Raw genomic sequence first — 18,068 nt, 5'->3', positions numbered from 1 at the left:
AGTCCGCCTCAACGTATTTTCTCAAACTCGAGCCAGAGCTCGTAAACCACCCAAGCTGAGAGTATAAAACCAGCTAAGGCCGAGACTTTTGGACCACGATTCACACAGCAAAAATCAGGTGAGAACGGCATGTAATAGGCAGTGATTTCCCCTTTTGGCTCTGGAGAGAGAAATGGAATCCGCCATAGGTAGAAACCGAGGCGATGACCAGTGACCTGCCAGTCAAAAGCGCGCCCTTCAGAACGAAAGGAATACGTAAATGAGTGTCCCTTTTGTTGAGCAATCCCGTCGTTTTTGTCGTATTCTTCCACCTCGGCTGTCGTGCTGGCCCAAATCAAGGAGAAAAATCCCATAAAAGAATACAAGGCGCTGTAAAGGCAGAGCAATCCGTAAGACCCAAGAAGAAACATCAAAATCGCTCTCTCCTCATCAAGGTCTGGAAAAAGCCTCTCGGAGAAATTCGTCTGGATAACTCCATAGGAGACAAGAAAAAGCCCTATGATCAATTTCCAAAAAGGCATTCTCAACCGCCAAGTGTTGACCCAGGCAACCAAACCAATTGGCCACATCGCATAGGACGCCCATGTAATCCAATCAAACGAACGGATTTGATTCCATAAATCTTCCATCTTCTACACTACGCAACGGATCAAAATCCGGCCCTATCCGCGAGAAAAGAATGGGCCTCATCCGGAAATTAAAAGCCGCCCAAATTGCTTCTCCCTTAAGACCACCTGCCTAGAGGGCTATTTTCGCCGTTTGATCTTTCGCCATTCCTCCTTTATCCGTTCCCTCTTTTCGATCAGTAAAACACTCACCACCTTTCATGTTGCTCAATACGCTGTTTATCCTTCTGGCGGTTTTTCTTCTCGGGTTTTGTATTTTCATCCACGAGTTGGGGCACTTCCTCGCTGCCCGCCGCAGAGGCCTAAAGGTCGAGCGATTTTCAATTGGTTTTGGTCCACCGATCGTTCGGTGGGAAAGAAACGGAGTAGATTACCGGATCTCCTGGATCCCGTTCGGTGGATACGTTGCCCTACCGCAGTTGGCTGACATGGGTCGGCTTGAAGGTGGCGAGGAGAGCGAGGAGGCAGGGCTTCCTCCCATTTCCTACGCGGACAAGATGATCGTTGCGGTCATGGGCGCGGTCTTCAATCTGATCTTCGCTCTTATTCTGTCCTGTGTGTTATGGATTATCGGGCAGGATATTGTTGTCTCGACTGAGATTGATCGGGTGCTTGAGGAGGTCGTTTCGTCAGATAATTCCGTCTTGCCTGGACCCGCTTTTGTCGCAGGTCTCCGCCCCGGAGATAGAATCACCGCGATTGACGGAGATTCTGTAGACACTTGGAGGAAAGTGGAACGAGCTATCCTCACTGGGACCGGAAGGAACGAAAAAGGTGAACCCGAGGTCATAGTCGAAGTTCTTCGCGAAGACACCCCGTTGTCTTTTGTCGTAAATCCTGTTTTAATCTCGCGAGAAGCCTCTAGGGACATAGGCATTATCCCAGAAGGCGATCTTCATGTGAGTGGTGTGGTAACGGGTATGCCAGCCAGCTCTGCGGGCATGATGCCTGGCGACGTTCTCCATCAAATCGAAGGCAAACCATTAACTAGTTCGGCAATTCTAAGTAAAATTCTCGCAAGCCACGAGGCAGGCCCGATAGACTTGGCTGTACTCCGTAACGGTCAGCCGGTGACTCTCTCGATTGAACCAAAATGGGTCGAAGACGCTGGCACTAAGCAATTCGGGTTCCTTTACGGCTATTTAGCGAAAACAGAGAGAGTACACCTTAACCCAATCGAACAACTTTCCTTCATGGCTGAGACTGTGAAGCGGACCTTGTACGCGCTTCTTCATAAAGGATCAGACGTCAAGGTTAGAAACATGCAAGGGCCAATCGGTATCGTTGACGTCATTTCTATAGTAAGTCACTACGGCCCAGCACAAGTCATGTGGTTGCTTGCCTTCATCAATGTCAATCTAGCCATCCTAAACCTTCTTCCGGTCCCGGTGCTCGATGGTGGACATATGCTGTTTGCAACTATCTCGAAACTCTCTGGGAAACAGCTGCCGAGGCGTTTTCTAGAGGTGACTCAAGGAGCGTTTGTCATCCTTTTCCTGACGTTCATGCTCTACGTCACCTTTTTCGACCTAGGCCGGATTGGACACCGCATCGGGTTCGGTGAAGACAGTGAACCACCCACAGCTGAAGAAGCCCTTGAGGAACCAAAGGAGTCTGGGTCTCCATGAGCATAGACACCCTCCCGCAATCGGTAGACGCTCCTGCCGCAGGAGAGATTCCACCTTCTTCCCTGCGCTACTGCGAATCCCGCTTCCAGACTGTTCGATGGAACACCCGGGAGGTGAGGGTCGGTGATATAGGGATCGGTGGAGACAATCCCATTCGCGTCCAGTCGATGACCACCACTCTGACAGACGACGTCGATGCGACAGTTAAACAGTCGATTGAGCTGGCGGAAGCTGGCTGTGATGTGATCCGTATCACCGCTCCGACTACGAAAGCTGCCCGTTGTTTGGGAGACATCCGAAGAAAGTTTCGCGCATCCGGTTTCTTAGTGCCGCTAGTCGCCGACATCCACTTTGCACCCAAAGCGGCCATGGAGGCAGTCAAGCACGTCGAGAAAGTGCGGATCAATCCGGGCAACTACGCTGATCGTAAGAAATTTGCCGTCCGCGAGTATTCTGATGGCGAATACGAGACCGAACTTCAGCGACTCTATGAAGCCTTCTCTCCAATTGTCTTAGAATGTCGTAATCTTGGCAAAGCGATGCGGATTGGGACCAATCACGGTTCCCTCTCCGACCGTATCATGAACCGGTTTGGAGACTCTCCCGAGGGCATGGTTCAGTCGGCACTCGAATTTATCCGCATCGCGGAATCTCACGGCTTCCATGACATCGTCCTTTCGATGAAAGCCAGCAATCCGAAAGTCATGATTGCGGCCTACCGTCTGGCTGTGGCAAGAATGCGGGAAAATGGGATGAACTATCCTCTACACCTCGGAGTAACTGAAGCGGGTGGCGGAGAAGATGGCCGAGTCAAGAGTGCTATCGGCATTGGTAGTCTCCTCTATGACGGTATTGGTGACACTATACGAGTCTCCCTGACCGAAGATCCCGTTCAAGAAGTGCCTGTCGGACGGGAGCTCGCCAAGCGGGCAATGATGTTGTGGAGGCCATCGGCAGACCGTTCTGAGCCTCCATCTCCGTCCGATGGAATACACCCCTATGAATTCTCGCGTCGATCCGTCAGCCCTATTGAAATTGGTAAACCTGGCTTGAGGGTCGGGGGAGCAGAGCCACCAGCGGTCATCGTTCGGTCGAGAAGTTCACTAACCGACGAAAAGGAAATTATCCGAGAGGTCTGTGCCGTCCAATCGAGGTTCAAAGATGCGAGGATCGAGGGTCTTCTTGTGCAGCCGCAGTCTGCAGACGAATTTAAGAATCTCCCGCTTCTAGCCGAAGCCCTTCACACCGTTCTTCCCCTGATCGTCGTAGATTGCCGGAATGTTTCTCCGCGAGCGCTCAAAGACGATTTGCTACCGCTAAATCAAAGCTGGGGAGTTATGATCAAAGCTTGCAGAAGTCGGGAAGAAGAGGCTGAAGCCGCTGCTGCAACGGCAAGAAGGTTGGGAGCTACCCTCTTCGCTGAGCTCAGTGCGCCCGAAGATGTCGCGCTAGCAAAGACAGCACTTTCGGATGTTCGGCTTGTGCTGACTCTTGATGAGTCTGATTCAGAGAACTGTCATACTCTTGGTCGCTACCGAAAGCTAGCCGCATTGAGTAAGGAAATTGACGCAGATGTTCCCCTCTGGGTGCGTACCACTCGAGAAAACGCCATTGCTCCGGACGTCTACACTACAGCGGGAATTATTGAGGCGAGCATGCTTGCTGGACCGCTCTTGTGTGACGGTATTGGTGACCTGATTAGTGCAGAGATTTTCTCTGATCCGGCACAGGCTACGGCAATGAGTTTCAACATCCTTCAGGGAGCACGCGCGCGGATTACGAAAACAGAGTATGTCGCTTGCCCAAGCTGTGGAAGAACCCTCTTTGACCTTCAATCCACTACCGCTCGGATCCGTGAGAAAACCGACCACCTGAAAGGTGTTACCATTGCTGTGATGGGATGCATCGTGAATGGTCCGGGAGAGATGGCCGATGCAGACTTTGGGTATGTCGGTGGAGCTCCAGGAAAAATCAATCTCTACGTCGGTAAAGAGTGTGTCCAAGTCGGGATCCCGCAGGATAGCGCCGTTGACGAGCTCATCAGTCTCATTCGCTCCCACGGGAAGTGGAAAGATCCTGAATAAAAAGAGCTTCTCACCTCACTGAGGAAGCTGCCGGATCGGAGTAGCCTTTCGTTGCAAAACGGACAGTGTTCGGCATATTTCCACTATGGAGCTATCTGAGCAAATGCTGGAATCTATGGGTATTTCACATGCGCTCCTCTTTGACGCTCTACTCTCTAGATCGACTGACAGGATCTACTTCAAAGACCGAGAGAGCCGGTTTGTCGTCGTTAGCGACAGTATGGCCGACAATTTCGGAACGACATCCGTGGATGAACTCATAGGGAAGACGGACTTTGACTTTTTTAGCCATGAACATGCTTCTCAAGCGTTCGAGGATGAGCAAGAGGTGATCCGCACTGGAAAACCGATTTACCGCGAAGCCGAGAAAGAGACTTGGCCAAATGGGACGATAACTTGGGTTTCAACGATCAAGGCGCCTATTCAGGTAGAGGGTGATGAAACGATTGGCATACTTGGAATCTCTAGAGACATTACCCGGGAAAAGTTAGCCCACGACGCTCTTGAACGACACGATCGTCTTCTGAAAGAGCAAAACGACATCATGCGGGCCGATCTTGAAAACGCTCAAATGGTTCAAAGTGTTCTCATTCCGGGAAAAAAGAGAAAGTGTTCATTTCTCGAAATCGCTGTAGCCTATGAACCCTCTCATGGAGTCAGCGGAGATGTTGTCACTTTTCCGCGGCCAGACGAGGAAGAACTACGCTTTTTCCTTGGTGACGTGTGCGGGCATGGTGTCTCGGCTGGAATCTACACGATTCTCGTTAAGTATCTCGCAGACCGCCTCTCTCGTCAGGACCACGACCAAGTGGATGCCGTTCTTTCGTCGATGAACGACTCTCTCCACGATGTGCTGCTAAACCGTTTCGTCACCGCCATGAATGGAGTTTTCCACAGAGAGGAAGGTGGGCAGGTTCGCTTTACGATTAGTCATGGAGCTCATCCCGCATTCTTTTTACAACAGGCAAAAGGAGACAGCCGTATTGTGAAGCTGGATCCCGCTCCAGGACTGGGACTCCTACCGTCGGTTGATTTTCGTTCGCACGAGTTCATTTTAGAGCAAGGCGATAGGGTGATCTTCTTTACAGACGGCTTGGTCGAAGCCCTGAACGAAAACGGCGAAGAGTTCGGTATTGATCGACTTTCCGAAACAGCAGGCCGTAGTCGCTCCGAGTTACTTGCACACGTTCCTCGTAGGATCATTAAGGAGATAGAAAATTTCGCGGGGAAAACGCCGCAGATTGATGACCAAACCTGCGTTGCGTTTCAAGTGGTTTAAGGTATCGGCACTCTGCCAGTGCCTTCCAACCATTGCAACAACCGGGTAGCCCAGTCAAAGTCCGCATCTCTTCCAAGACCATGTCTGCCCTTCTCCGAAATATGAATCTCGAAGGGAACGTTTGCTCGGCGAAGTGCCTCGGCAAACAAGAGAGAGTTTTCTATCGGAACCGGCTGGTCCTCCAGGGTATGCCAGAGAAAAGTGGGAGGGCACGCTGAGGTGACCCTATTCTGAGGCGACAATTGAATGGCGAGATGATCGGAGCTATCGGCGCCGATAAGTGCAGCTCTTGAACCAAAGTGCGCTGCAGGCCCATAGAGGGCAATCACAGGATAACATAGCGCAGCCCACGCAGGGCGGAACTCCGTTCCCCACTCGTGCCAATGGGTTGAGAGGTGCGCAACCAGATGACCGCCGGCCGAAGACCCGATAATACCAACACTGTCACTATCAAACCCTATAGACTCGCCTTGTTCGCGCACCCATCGAATCGCCCAAAGTCCGTCTTCAAGAGGTCCGGGATGAAGAACTTCATCCTCTCCACGGTTGACCCGGTAGTGGCAAACAAAAGCATGAAAGCCCTCGTCCGCGAAGTGCCGCGCGTAACCCTCTCCTTCATGTTCGGCCCGAGTTCCGTAACCTCCGCCGGCAAAGCTGATGACCGCGCATCGGCGATCACGCTTAGAATTGGGCCGGAAAACAGACAACTCTGGCTGCGGATTGGTCGAAAAAACCGGCATGCCGGAAACCTCAAAATCAGGCCTCGTCAACGTCAACTTCGACAATTCGGCTGATGCCAACCAATTGATCTCCCTCTGCAAGATTGATACAGCGCACGCCCTGAGTGGTGCGCCCTATGATCCGAATATCCTTTACCGGTGAGCGAACCGCTTGTCCGTTCTTAGTAAACATCATAATCTCATCGTTTTCATGAACGCTGAGGGCTCCTGCAACACCGTCAGTCTTGATGGCTATGATCCCGCTGCCCCCGCGCGACTGCACCCGATACTCGTCGTAATTCGTCCGCTTGCCCTGTCCATTGACACCACAAACCAGGAGTGAGGCCTGTGGATCCACCACCTCCATGGCCTCCACCCTGTCATTATCCTTTTTCAATGTGACTCCTTTGACTCCGCGGGTAGCTCTTCCTTGATCGCGCAGATCGGTTTCCTTGAATCGGATCGACATTCCGACATGAGTGACGATCACGAGTTCATTTTCACCGTTAGTAAGCTTTACGTTCACCAACTCATCATCTTCATCAATATTGATGCCGATCAGACCCCCCTTCCTGTGGTTTCGGTACTCTTTGAGATTCGTCTTTTTCACGATTCCCTTGCGAGTACACATAACGAGATGGAAAGCTTCATCGAACTCCTTAACACAGATCATTGAGGCAATGCGTTCTTCCTTAGAAATTTCCAACACGTTCGCCAATGACCTTCCCTTCGACACCCGAGTGCCTTCTGGGATCTCATAAACCTTTTCCACAAAGACTCTTCCTTTGCTCGTGAAGAAAAGAATGAAGTCATGGGTACTCGCCGTGAAGAGGTGTTCAACAAAATCTTCGTCGTGCTGACCTGCGCCGATTACTCCCTTTCCTCCCCGCTTTTGAGAGCGGTAGGAGCTGACTCCAGTCCGCTTGATAAATCCGTTGTGGGATACCGTTATTATGCACCCCTCATTTGCAATCACATCTTCCATCCGGAATTCACCCTCTTCCGGAGAAATCTGCGCCCTGCGTGGATCGATGAATTTCTCAGCAGATTCGCGAAGCTCTTCCTTAATCACCTCCAACAACCTTGTTTCGCTGGAGAGAATCTCTTCAAGGTAGGCGATTTTCTTCATCAACTCGATGTACTCGGCCTCGATTTTCTCCCGCTCAAGCCCCGTGAGCTGATACAATCTCAACTCTAGAATCGCATTCGCCTGACGCTCGCTTAACGGATATTTCGCCATTAAGCGGGTGCGGGCCTCGTCACGGTTTTGAGAGGCGCGGATGATTTTCACAAAATCATCCAAGTTATCGAGGGCAATTTTATAGCCTTCCAGTATATGGGCCCTATCCAGCGCCTTCCTAAGCTGGAAACGGGTTCTCCGCAAAATCACGTCCCGACGATGCTCAATGTAACAGTTGAGCATCTCCTTGATGTTCATTTGCTTTGGTCGATTATCGTCCAATGCCAAAAGGATAACCCCGAAGCTGGACTCTAGTGCCGTGTGCCGAAACAACTTGTTCATCGTGACACGCGGAATTTCCCCACGCTTCAGCTCCACTACAATCCGAGTGTTCTCATCAGACTCGTCCCGTAAATCGCTGACTCCAGGAAGAACTTTATCTGAGACTAATTCTGCAATTTTTAGGACCAGGTTCGCCCTGTTTACGTTGTAGGGGATTTCAGTAACAACGATCTGCTCCTTGCCATTTTTCAACTGTTCGGCATGAGCAGTTCCACGCATCCTTACGATGCCCCGGCCCGTCTTCATGTAACTTTCGATTCCCTTGGTGCCGTTGATCGTACCTCCACCGGGAAAGTCAGGACCCGGGAGAACCTTCATAATTTGGTCAATTGAGGCCGTAGGTTCATCAATCAACAAACAAGTTGCTTCGATCAGCTCGCCCAGATTGTGGGGAGGAATGTTCGTAGTCATCCCTACGGCAATACCGGTCGACCCGTTCATTAAGAGATGAGGCAAGGCAGAAGGAAGAACTTTGGGCTCAGTCGTGCTCTCTTTGTAATTGGGAACAAAATCGACCGTGTCTTCATCGATTCCCTTCAAAAGCTCCTCGGAAACACTTTGAAGACGGCATTCCGTATACCGATAGGCAGCAGGAGGATCACCATCGAGCGATCCAAAGTTACCCTGCGGTTCGATCAACGGGTAGCGCATCACCCAGTTCTGAGCCATCCGAACAAGGGTGTCATAAACAGACGTATCCCCATGAGGATGGTAGTTCTTGAGAACCTCCCCGACTACACCGGCACACTTGTCAAAGCTGCGGTTGTGTAGCAGACCTTCCCGAAGCATTGCGTAGAGAATTCGGCGCTGGACCGGCTTAAGCCCATCGCGGGCATCCGGGAGTGCGCGGGATACAATGACCGACATCGAGTAGTCGATGTAGGCCGTCGACATAATCTCGGTAATATTGGTCGGTACTAACTTTTCCTTTTCAGTATACATGGATTGTGAGAGGGGTTACCGGGTTCCGATCGCTCGTTCCCCAGTTGGGTTAGGCTCGTTAAACGTCCAAATGTGAAACGTTGAGGGCGTTGTCCTCGATAAATGCCCGACGGGAGGCAACGTCTTCCCCCATCAGCATAGAGAACATCTGGTCAGCAGCAGCAGCATCCTCTATGTCTACCTTGAGCAAACGTCGCTTCTCTGGATCCATTGTGGTTTCGTAAAGCTGTTTTGGATTCATTTCCCCCAACCCCTTGTATCGTTGGATGGTAAGACCTTTTCGGCCCAGAACCCTAATATTCTCGATGATCTCGAACACAGAACGGAGTTCGATTGTGTTCTCTTTTGTTTCGGAGCCTTTGTTTTCGATCAGGTGGTAGCGAGCTTCTTCAGTCGGCGTAAACCGGTTCACATCGAGACCAATTTTTGCCAACTCGCGGAGGAGCTTGGTCATTTCAGTGGCCTCGAAAATCTCATGAACCGAGATCCGCTGAACTACTTTCCCTCCTTCAAGCTCAATTTCTCGAGTGACTGAACTTTCGTACAAGTCCTCGGTCAGATCCATCTGGACGTAGAAGCGGGAACGGGCCTCCTCGTCCTTGAGAAAGTGAAACTCTTCCTCGTTCCCAGTCCGTACCCGAGCCAGATAGTGAGGTAGTTCGCGGGTCTCCGAATCGTGTTGGTCAAGAAACCGGTTGAAGTCGCAGCCGTACCGGATCACGCCACCGCCGAGCAATTCCAACCGCGCCAATTTCTCTACGATTCGATCAATTTGAGCAGAGCCAAACTCGTGATTGTCCCGCAGCCGGACCAGGGTAACTCCCTCACTGCCCAGTTCGAGAAGTATCCGGCTCATCTCCTGGTCGTTGTCGATGTATCGCTCCTTACTACGCCTCTTGATCTTATACAGTGGCGGCTGAGCGATGTAAACAAAGCCATTTTCGATGAGTCCGCGCATTTGTCGGAAGATAAAGGTAAGAAGGAGTGTGCGAATGTGGGAACCATCCACGTCCGCATCCGTCATGATGATAATTTTGTGGTAGCGAGACTTTGCTGCGTCAAAAGCTCCGTCTCCTTCATGATCTCCAATTCCCGTGCCCGCCGCGGTTATGAGAGTGCGGATCTCATTGTTGTTGAGCACCTTATCCAACCGAGCTTTCTCGACATTGATCAGTTTACCCCGAATCGGCAGGATCGCCTGATACCGTCGATCCCGGCCCTGTTTTGCCGAACCACCTGCTGAGTCACCCTCGACGATATAAAGCTCGCAAACCGCCGGATCTTTCTCTGAACAGTCAGCCAACTTCCCTGGGAGCCCACCAGAGACGAGCGCACTTTTGCGGACCGTATCCCTTGCTTTCCTCGCAGCTTCGCGAGCACGGGCTGCATTCAACCCCTTATCAACAACCTTTTTCGCGATCGCTGGGGTAGTCTCGAAGTAATACTTCAACTCCTCTCCAACAATCTTTTGAACGATACCATCGACCTCGCTGTTGGACAGTTTAGTCTTCGTTTGTCCCTCAAATCGCGGTTCCGGAACCTTTACAGAAACTACCGCAGTCAACCCTTCGCGTACGTCGTCGCCGGTTATCGAAGGGTCCTTTTCCTTAACGAGGTTGTTCGCCTTTGAGTAGTTGTTGATTACCCGAGTCAGGGCCGTGCGAAACCCGGACAAGTGGGTTCCCCCTTCGATGTTGTGAATCGAATTGGCGTAAGCATAAATCTGGTCGTTGAAGCCGTCATTGTATTGGAGCGCCACGTCGACAACTACCTCAGCATCACCGCTCGCAGAGGGAGCTGTCCCGTGAAAGACAATTGGATCGGGGTGGATCAGGGTTTTGCTACGGTTGAGAAACGTGACGTATTCCGCGATTCCGTTCTCAAACTTAAAAACCTCTTCCTTCTTCGCCGCCTCATCGCGCAAGACGATTTCAATTCCGGGATTCAAAAAGGCCAGCTCCCGAATCCGTTTAGCCAGAATGTCGTACTTGAAATCCAGGATAGAAAAGATTTCGGGGTCGGGCTTGAAGGTAATTTTCGTTCCCGTCCGCTTTGTCTCTCCGATTGTTTGAAGCTTTTGGGTGGTCTTCCCGCGCTCAAAACTCATTGCATGAACTTTGCCGTCACGACGCACCTCTGCCTTGAACCACTCTGAAACCGCATTTACACACTTGGCCCCAACACCATGAAGTCCACCCGAGACCTGGTACGCCCCCTTGCCGAACTTTCCTCCGGCATGTAGATTCGTCAGGACCAACTCCAGAGCAGGCATCTCGTGCTTCTCATGCATATCCACTGGAATGCCCCGGCCATCATCTTCAATAGAGCACGACCCGTCTAGGTGAACCGATACGGAAATGCGGTCACAGTAACCCGCTAGCGCCTCATCAATGGAGTTGTCAACGATCTCAAAAACACAGTGGTGGAGACCCCTTTCGTTGGTGTCTCCGATATACATATCTGGCCTTTTTCGGACCCCCTCAAGCCCCTCCAATTTTTGAATCTTAGACGCGTCGTAAGTTTCGTTTTCAGCTTTAGAAGATTTTGATTCGGCCATCTGGCGTTTAATTCGTTGAGGTTTTTGAAAGTGATTTACGTGAAAGGAGTTAGAAAAGCAGAAACCGCTCCTCGTGACAATCCCTGATTGGCTCTTCGGAGCCCTAAAAACTAGAAAAAAGCTCAGTTTTTAGCGCTTTTTTCGAGCCGTTTCATCAACTGTTCCAAAGAAGGTTGGAGCACTTCGGTGGAGACTGGATTCATCCATTTTTGAGCCTCTTTGAAATCTCCCAACTCAATAAGTGCACGAGCAACCTGCAACCGAGTTGCTTCTCTCTCAATCTTGGTCTGAGAGAGGCCGTTAACTCGCTCCCAAGCACCTGCTACCGCCCCCCAATCGGGGTCCGGCATGTCAGTAAAGGCCTCCGCCCACCTCCAGCCGCGTTCGAAGCTTTCAGGCTCCAAATCGAAGGCCAAGGCAAACGACTCACCTGCCAGAACAGATGCACGCCCCTCCTCAAGGACTCCGTCCGCTTCCAGTGAAGAACCGTATCGCTGGAGAAACCGTCCTAAATCATCATGGTACGTTGGTTCTTTCGGATCCAGCTCAACCGCGCGCAAATGGTAGGCGAGAGCCAACTCATATTCCTGTGAGTCTGCGAGGATTAGCCCCAGATAGCGCTGCACGACCGGAAGATCCGGGGAGAGCGACTCTGCCTTCTGGAAGGCCAGGAAGGAACGGTCATCCCCGCCGATCGAGTAAAGAAACTTCCCGCAAAGGATCCATCCGTACAAGTGATCAGGGTTGTTCTCAAGAAACTCCTCGTAGCGAGTCGCGATCTCCTGTGCCTTAAGAAGCAAACTTTCTTCTCCAGTTCCCGCCTCGGAAGCCCTGACTAGATCTCCTTCCGCCTCGATAATCTCAGCTAGCCTGCGATCGGCTACAGTCTCAGCCGTAGACAAATCGTCAGGGGCAGAATTGACCCCTTGAGAAACCAAACTCGCGCCAAAAAGAATCAGGCTCACCAATCCAGTCTTGTGCGCGGTTTGATTCATCTTTCCAGCGACTACAATCAAAACAACTCCTGCTGTCTGGGCATAGCCGGATGCTCCACAGGAAGCAGAAGGTCGGAATCGTTTTCACTGACGCTATTGACCCTAGACGAAACCGGATGTCTGGTTAAGAAATCTCTTTCCTCTTCCATACAGGTGCGCTGGACCAATTCCTCTTCAGCGTTCCCGCTCGAAAGCCACTCGTTTAAGAACTCGGGTCTCACTACCACTGGACTTCGGTCGTGAATCTCCCCCATCCAACCGTCAGCCGATTTGGTCAGAACGACTAAGCATTCCCTCCCATCCCGCCTTTCCAAAACTAATCCGCCAAAAAGCAGCCCTATGTCCGACTGAGGTTTGAAATAATAGGGCTGGGACCTATTCCCAACCCTCCTCCATTCAAAGAAACCGGTGGCCGGTACGACGCAACGATTCGACCGAAACCCTCTGCGGAAGAGGGGATTCTCCCCTGCCGTTTCAGATCTGGCGTTGATGATCGTCCGCGAGCTGCCATTCCTCATTTTTACCTCAAACCCCCAAGGGAGTAATTCCCAACTCCTGTCGGAACACATTACCAGAACGCTGGATCCTGGGCATTGATTGTAAACGCACTTAGCCTCAGACCGCGGGGACGAACCGGTCAGCATCTCAAGCTCGCTGGCATCAAGGGTGATTACAAACCGTCCACACACTGAAGGATAATCAAATTAATCAGGAAAAAAGGCAAACTTCCTGCATCTGCCATCCGTTCAAGCCTAATGTTCGCTCGCAAAACTTTTTTAACACTTCTATCTACTTAAACCCTCGCATTTAGGCTCCCAGCGATTTTACTTCGGCATCCGATTTATGGGATTGATTTCTCCAATCCGGCGATTCGCCGCCGCTTACCTGGTCCTCACCAGTTCTCTGTTTCCAGCCGCTTTTTCCTCCGGTGAAACGGCTCCCGACGGGCTTCGCTTACAAGAGGTATTGTCCCGTGCAACAGGGGCTTTTCAGCAGGGAAAGTACCAAGAGGCGGTGGAAATCTTCGACATCCTCGAAAACGAGTTTGGGCGTGAGCCCGAGTTGGAAGATCCCGCCGTTCAGCGGATTCTACTCCCTTCACGTGGCTACGCGGAGTTTGCGCTACAAAACTACCCAGAAGCAATCGAACGATTTGAGCGATTTCTCGAACAATTTCCGGAAACCGGGACACTCCATGCGTTTGTGCTCTACACCTTAGCGCAAGCGTACCAATTGGAGGGCATCGATGAGAAGGCCGTCGAGCGCCTAAACGAATTCTCTATCGCTTATCCTCGCGAACCCGAGACGGGACTCTCAGTCATCCAACGAGCCGAAGTTCTTCTTAGAATGGGAAAGACCGACGAGGCTCTCGAGGTGATTGATGCGCTCTACGTCTCCAATGCGTCCGAGACGTTGCAGATTCAAGCTCGGTTGAGAGCGTTGCAAGTTCTCATCGAGAAGAATCGTATCGATGATGCCTTCAGTGTGATAGAGTCCACAAACTGGAACATTGAACGAATGCCGGAACTGGCAGTATTAGCGTTTGCCGCTTTGCAACTGGGAGACCGACTTTCCAACGAAAAAAGATACGCTGACGCCATTGTTTGTTATCGATTAGTCCCTCCCTACCAAGTCCTTGAGGAGCGACAGGAACAACAACTGGCTCAGGTGCAACGAGTGCTCGACTATCGACGCCGAAATGTGTCTACACCGATGGCAAGCGCGTGGAATGACTACTATGCTCAGCTCGCGCTGCGTCTTGAGAACCAGCTGGAGGCTCTTCAACAGATGAACGACTACATGCCGGGATACCTTCTTCGATACGGTCAGGCATTTTTACAGTCCGGGAGAGCAAGAGAAGCACTACTGGTTTTCCGTGATTTGGCTCTCGACGAATCTATACCCGAAGAAATTCGACAGCAGGGCCACTACCGATGGATCCTCTCAAACTATTCTTTGGAGAAATGGGAAGATACGCTGGCAACCGCTTCTACCTACGAAGAACTCTACCCCAACAGCGAACTCGCACCCGACGCAGTCTACCTAGTCGCACAAGCTTATCAGGAGCAGCAAAAATTTCGCTCAGCAATCTCGGTATTCACCAGACTTTTAGAGGACTACCCAGAGCATACCCTTGCACCACGCTGGCTCTTTACCCGGGGATTTAACCAAGCAATGCTGGAACAATATGAGGAAAGTCGGAAGGATTTCTCTGAGTTCGAGCAACGCTACGGTGATCACCGTTTGGCGATCCAAGCACGAATGTGGCATGGTCTTACTCACCACTTCGAAGGAAATTACGAAACTGCTATTGAAGAGCTTACCGCTCTGAAAGATCTCTCCGAAGACCACTACCTTTATCCAGAGATTCAGTATCGGATTGGAACCGCTTACTATGGATTGCGGGACTACGCGACAGCAAGAGCCCTCATCGAGAGTTACCTTGCCGATTACCCTCAGCATCTGCGGGCACCAGAGGCGACCGTATTGCGGGGGGACATCCTCATGGGTTTGGGTGAACTGATCGAGGCCTCCGCGGCGTTCGCTAAAGTCACTCCAGAGGCAGAAGGTCTCTTCCCCTACGCCGTGTTCCAGCGGGGAAAGATTTTTAAGGCGCTTGAGCGCTATGACCTTATGATTGACCACTTTTCGGAATACCTTGAGCGGGATGATCTAGAGCTTCATCCGAGGATGAGTGAGGCCCTTTACTGGCTAGGATGGGCTCAACTGCAGTCGGGTAATCCCGGAGAGGCACTCATTCCTTTTGATCGCGCGATAAACGAGTTCGGAAATGATCCTAGCGCGACAGAAATCCTTCCTCTGCTTGCCTCGTTGGAGGCGATACGTTTGGAGTATCTAAAAAGTGGAGACGATTCTTCAGTCGAGCATTCTGTTCTTCTGGCAAGCAGTTTTGACGATTGGCTCAATGACCAGATTGACCTAGCTTTAGAGGAGAAAAACCTAACCTGGTTCAGCCGCTTGAAGCACTTCCAGGCCAACCGTGCAAAATCCAGAGGGGAGCAAACTGTAGCTGATACAATTTTCCAGGAGATCGACGAGAGAGTGCCTATGGAACAGTTGGACCCATTGGTCATCGGAGAAATCGGTATTATTTACTCCGACAAAGGTTACAACTACGCTATAGACTACTATGACTATATTCTTGAGGAGCATCCTGGTCACCCAGCTCGCGCTGAGGCATGGTTCGGAAAGGCACAAATTCTCGCCAAACAAGATCAGCTCGAAGAAGCTGAAGACCTCCTTAGAAAATTTGATTCGCAGATGCCGCTCCATCACCTTGGAGTTCGCGTCAAAATCCTCCGCGGGGATATCCTCACCTCACTAGGACTCTATGACGATGCCGAAAAGATCTTTGAAGATGTTCTCAAACTGAAACACGCGCGGGGAGTTCCTCATGCTGAGGCACTTTCCGGCCTTGCTAAACTCAACGAAGACCGTGGAGACCTAGAGCGGGCAGTCCCTTACTGGCAAAGAATTTATACTCTTTATCGCGGGTACCCAGAGTTTGTTGCAGAGGCCTATTTTCGAAGTGCTGAGATTTTCCAACAGCTCGGCCGTCCTGAAGCTGCATACCGTTCACTAGAGGAGATGTTGGCCGATGAAAGGCTCCTGAGAAGTCCGTTTGCATTGAGAGCAACTGACCTCAGAAAGAACCTACTCGAAGAATACGGGCCTTTTTCAGAGGCCCCTGGATCCGAAGAGACTTTGAGGCAGATTGAGGGCGGATCCACATGAAATCATTTCTTCCGAGATTCTCATTTCTTCTAGCGTCTTTCGCATCAGTGTCCGCGGTCGATTCCTCTCATTACATGGACATGGTGATTATCCAAGAGTCAGGACTTCCCGCGCCGATAGGCGGTCCGATTGATAGGTCCAAACACGAAGAGCTTCGTCGACCAATCACCATATGGTTGGAAAACAATCGTGAATTTCAGGGAACTCTCGCAGGAGTGGATGATGAAAGGATTTCTTTGCGTCTGATACAGGATGGAGGAGAAGTGCTTCTCTCTTTTCCTGTCGAAGAGATAAAGAAAGTGTTTTTCCCGGGGGAACGTGTTGCGATCGAGGCCGCTGACATGATTGACTCTGGGGAATATCAAGCGGCCCTTCCATACCTGGAATCCATTATTGGCGCGCGGTTCCGTCTTTTCCCCTTTTTGCCCCCGGAAGAAAAAACGCTTTTCCGTTTTCTTCCTTTGGCGGCACTGTCCGTAGACAACCCTGCTCAGGCAATAGCTTACGTTCGGGCTCTCCGCCCTTTCTTATCTTTGGAAGGAGATCAAGATACCTTACGAGACGTCGAACTGAGAGCCTACTACGAACTAAGACTAATGGACGAAGCTTCCAAACGAGCCCAAGACTGGATTGAAGAAACGGAAAGATATGGTGAATCGGCTCTGGGGCAGTTCATTCTTGCCTCGATTCAGTTCGAGAAGGAAGAGTTTGAGGAGGCTCTATTCACCGTGCTTCAACCGATTGTTTTTTCAGGCGAGATCCCGGTCTCGTTTCTCTCCCACTGTTATTCTATCGCTATTGCCTCTTCAGAATTGATCGGTGATGTGAAACAGCGGGACGAATTGATCGCCGAAATGATTCGTCGAGGGATTGAGTGGAAGCCTCTCGAAATCATCACAGCCCACAGATCCAATCTCGCTAATTTGGTAATTCTTGATGCTTACGGGACTCCAATCGATCTTTTCGCAGTAGAAGATGAATTCCGGTCGATGAAAGATAACCCTGAAAACGGTAGTTATCTCGACCCGTCAGGTCTAGTTCCACTCTAACTCGTTCTCATTAAGACAAAATTCTATGAAGATCATCAATTTTTCGGTTTTTGCTGGAGTCGCTCCCATATCGGTTTTCGCGCAAGAGGCGGTCGAACCAGCGACGAACACAAGTTTATTTGGGATGATTCAACAGGGCGGATGGGCCATGTTCCCGCTCGCTGGATGTTCTTTAGTAATGTTTTTCTTGATCATCTATTCCTATCTGGAAACAAGGCGTAAGCAGTTCGTGCCAGATTCAGTGATCCCCCAGATACGCAACTCCCTAGCCTCTCACGATGTCGAAACAGCTAACCAGTCTCTAACGGCTAGCAAGACGGTTCTTGGTAGAACACTGGCTCCTGCTCTATTGAAACTTCGAAACGACAAACCCAACTTGAACAAGGAGCAGGTTGAGAATCTCTTGCTTGAGAATCTGGAAGCGGAAGAGAACAGCGTTTCCCAATGGGTCAACTATTTGAACGTGGTTGCCGCAGTCGCTCCGATGATTGGTTTGTTGGGAACGGTCAGTGGAATGATCAGCGCGTTTCAAACGATCGGGGAAGGAGGAATGGGACGTCCCGAACTTCTCGCTGGTGATATTGGAGAAGCCTTAATCACAACCGCCACCGGCCTCGTTATTGGGATTCCTGCGATGATATTTTACTTTATTTTGCGGAACAGACTGGGGCACCAAATGATCCAGACAACCCAGACAGCAACCGAACTCATCGATACCGTCGATGATTAGACTCGCTCTTTAGGTTCAAAGATATTCCCTCCGAAAGGCCTACCCGAAGAGATTTTTTCTGAGTCCTCCAAGAGTGGAGAGTCCCCGCCAGTTTGCCCCTCTCATGGGCTTGGGTCCCGGGGGTCTTACGGAAGCGGGCGGCGGCTGGGCCACAGCCTGTTCTCTGACGAAGGCTTCTGAG

Annotated in this window: 12 protein-coding genes; 6 read left to right on the top strand and 6 right to left on the bottom strand. The window is 51.0% G+C overall.

Translation table 11 applies throughout. The annotated features are described in order from the left end of the window. Window positions 1–8: 8 nt before the first annotated feature. A complete protein-coding gene (locus AAGJ81_10865) occupies window positions 9–629 on the bottom strand; it encodes a hypothetical protein (protein ID MEM0966638.1) in 621 nt (206 codons plus the stop codon). A gap of 197 nt (window positions 630–826) precedes the next feature. Between AAGJ81_10865 and rseP the strand changes: the two genes are divergently transcribed. From rseP to AAGJ81_10850, 3 genes are all read left to right on the top strand, one after another. Then, entirely contained in the window at window positions 827–2,254 is a 1,428-nt protein-coding gene (rseP, locus tag AAGJ81_10860) for an RIP metalloprotease RseP (protein ID MEM0966637.1), read from the top strand. After that, window positions 2,251–4,338, top strand: coding sequence for a (E)-4-hydroxy-3-methylbut-2-enyl-diphosphate synthase (ispG, locus tag AAGJ81_10855; protein MEM0966636.1), 2,088 nt, complete (start codon window positions 2,251–2,253; stop codon window positions 4,336–4,338). The genes rseP and ispG overlap by 4 nt, the downstream gene beginning before the upstream one ends. A 115-nt stretch (window positions 4,339–4,453) precedes the next feature. Further along, complete coding sequence (locus tag AAGJ81_10850) at window positions 4,454–5,617, top strand: SpoIIE family protein phosphatase (GenBank protein ID MEM0966635.1); 1,164 nt, start codon at window positions 4,454–4,456, stop codon at window positions 5,615–5,617. On the opposite strand, the gene AAGJ81_10845 is transcribed toward AAGJ81_10850, so the two are convergent. The 5 genes from AAGJ81_10845 to AAGJ81_10825 form a co-directional block, all read right to left on the bottom strand. Continuing rightward, on the bottom strand, window positions 5,614–6,357 hold the full coding sequence (locus AAGJ81_10845; GenBank protein MEM0966634.1) for an alpha/beta hydrolase: 744 nt from the start codon (window positions 6,355–6,357) through the stop codon (window positions 5,614–5,616). The two genes, AAGJ81_10850 and AAGJ81_10845, sit on opposite strands and share 4 nt — an antisense overlap. A gap of 16 nt (window positions 6,358–6,373) precedes the next feature. Beyond that, entirely contained in the window at window positions 6,374–8,800 is a 2,427-nt protein-coding gene (gene gyrA / locus AAGJ81_10840; protein ID MEM0966633.1) for a DNA gyrase subunit A, read from the bottom strand. 58 nt (window positions 8,801–8,858) lie between these two features. After that, window positions 8,859–11,357 (bottom strand): DNA topoisomerase (ATP-hydrolyzing) subunit B, encoded by a 2,499-nt coding sequence (gene gyrB / locus AAGJ81_10835; GenBank protein ID MEM0966632.1) that lies wholly within the window; start codon window positions 11,355–11,357, stop codon window positions 8,859–8,861. Window positions 11,358–11,479: 122 nt separating this feature from the next. Beyond that, on the bottom strand, window positions 11,480–12,352 hold the full coding sequence (locus AAGJ81_10830; protein ID MEM0966631.1) for a hypothetical protein: 873 nt from the start codon (window positions 12,350–12,352) through the stop codon (window positions 11,480–11,482). A 17-nt stretch (window positions 12,353–12,369) separates the two neighbouring features. Next, window positions 12,370–13,041, bottom strand: coding sequence for an SOS response-associated peptidase (locus AAGJ81_10825; GenBank protein MEM0966630.1), 672 nt, complete (start codon window positions 13,039–13,041; stop codon window positions 12,370–12,372). Between the two features lie 154 nt (window positions 13,042–13,195). On the opposite strand from AAGJ81_10825, the gene AAGJ81_10820 reads away from it, so the two are divergent. The 3 genes from AAGJ81_10820 to AAGJ81_10810 are packed head-to-tail and all read left to right on the top strand — an operon-like array spanning window position 13,196 to window position 17,887. Next, window positions 13,196–16,108: a tetratricopeptide repeat protein gene (locus AAGJ81_10820; GenBank protein MEM0966629.1), complete on the top strand. Its 2,913-nt coding sequence runs from the start codon at window positions 13,196–13,198 to the stop codon at window positions 16,106–16,108. Continuing rightward, on the top strand, window positions 16,105–17,157 hold the full coding sequence (locus tag AAGJ81_10815; GenBank protein ID MEM0966628.1) for a hypothetical protein: 1,053 nt from the start codon (window positions 16,105–16,107) through the stop codon (window positions 17,155–17,157). Before AAGJ81_10820 ends, AAGJ81_10815 begins: the two co-directional genes overlap by 4 nt. A gap of 25 nt (window positions 17,158–17,182) precedes the next feature. Continuing rightward, the gene (locus tag AAGJ81_10810; GenBank protein MEM0966627.1) at window positions 17,183–17,887 is read left to right on the top strand and encodes a MotA/TolQ/ExbB proton channel family protein; all 705 of its coding nucleotides are present in this window, start codon (window positions 17,183–17,185) and stop codon (window positions 17,885–17,887) included. Window positions 17,888–18,068 lie beyond the last annotated feature (181 nt).

It is taken from the genome of Verrucomicrobiota bacterium (genome assembly GCA_038744685.1).
Taxonomy (GTDB): domain Bacteria; phylum Verrucomicrobiota; class Verrucomicrobiia; order Opitutales; family Puniceicoccaceae; genus Puniceicoccus.
Note: the sequence above shows the minus strand (reverse complement) of the source record. Positions and strands in the feature narration are given on the sequence as shown.

Coding starts and splice junctions, on each gene's coding strand:
- AAGJ81_10865 (MEM0966638.1), bottom strand. CDS start 629: ATGGAAGATTTATGGAATCAAATCCGTTCGTTTGATTGGATTACATGG.
- rseP (MEM0966637.1), top strand. CDS start 827: ATGTTGCTCAATACGCTGTTTATCCTTCTGGCGGTTTTTCTTCTCGGG.
- ispG (MEM0966636.1), top strand. CDS start 2,251: ATGAGCATAGACACCCTCCCGCAATCGGTAGACGCTCCTGCCGCAGGA.
- AAGJ81_10850 (MEM0966635.1), top strand. CDS start 4,454: ATGGGTATTTCACATGCGCTCCTCTTTGACGCTCTACTCTCTAGATCG.
- AAGJ81_10845 (MEM0966634.1), bottom strand. CDS start 6,357: ATGCCGGTTTTTTCGACCAATCCGCAGCCAGAGTTGTCTGTTTTCCGG.
- gyrA (MEM0966633.1), bottom strand. CDS start 8,800: ATGTATACTGAAAAGGAAAAGTTAGTACCGACCAATATTACCGAGATT.
- gyrB (MEM0966632.1), bottom strand. CDS start 11,357: ATGGCCGAATCAAAATCTTCTAAAGCTGAAAACGAAACTTACGACGCG.
- AAGJ81_10830 (MEM0966631.1), bottom strand. CDS start 12,352: ATGAATCAAACCGCGCACAAGACTGGATTGGTGAGCCTGATTCTTTTT.
- AAGJ81_10820 (MEM0966629.1), top strand. CDS start 13,196: ATGGGATTGATTTCTCCAATCCGGCGATTCGCCGCCGCTTACCTGGTC.
- AAGJ81_10815 (MEM0966628.1), top strand. CDS start 16,105: ATGAAATCATTTCTTCCGAGATTCTCATTTCTTCTAGCGTCTTTCGCA.
- AAGJ81_10810 (MEM0966627.1), top strand. CDS start 17,183: ATGAAGATCATCAATTTTTCGGTTTTTGCTGGAGTCGCTCCCATATCG.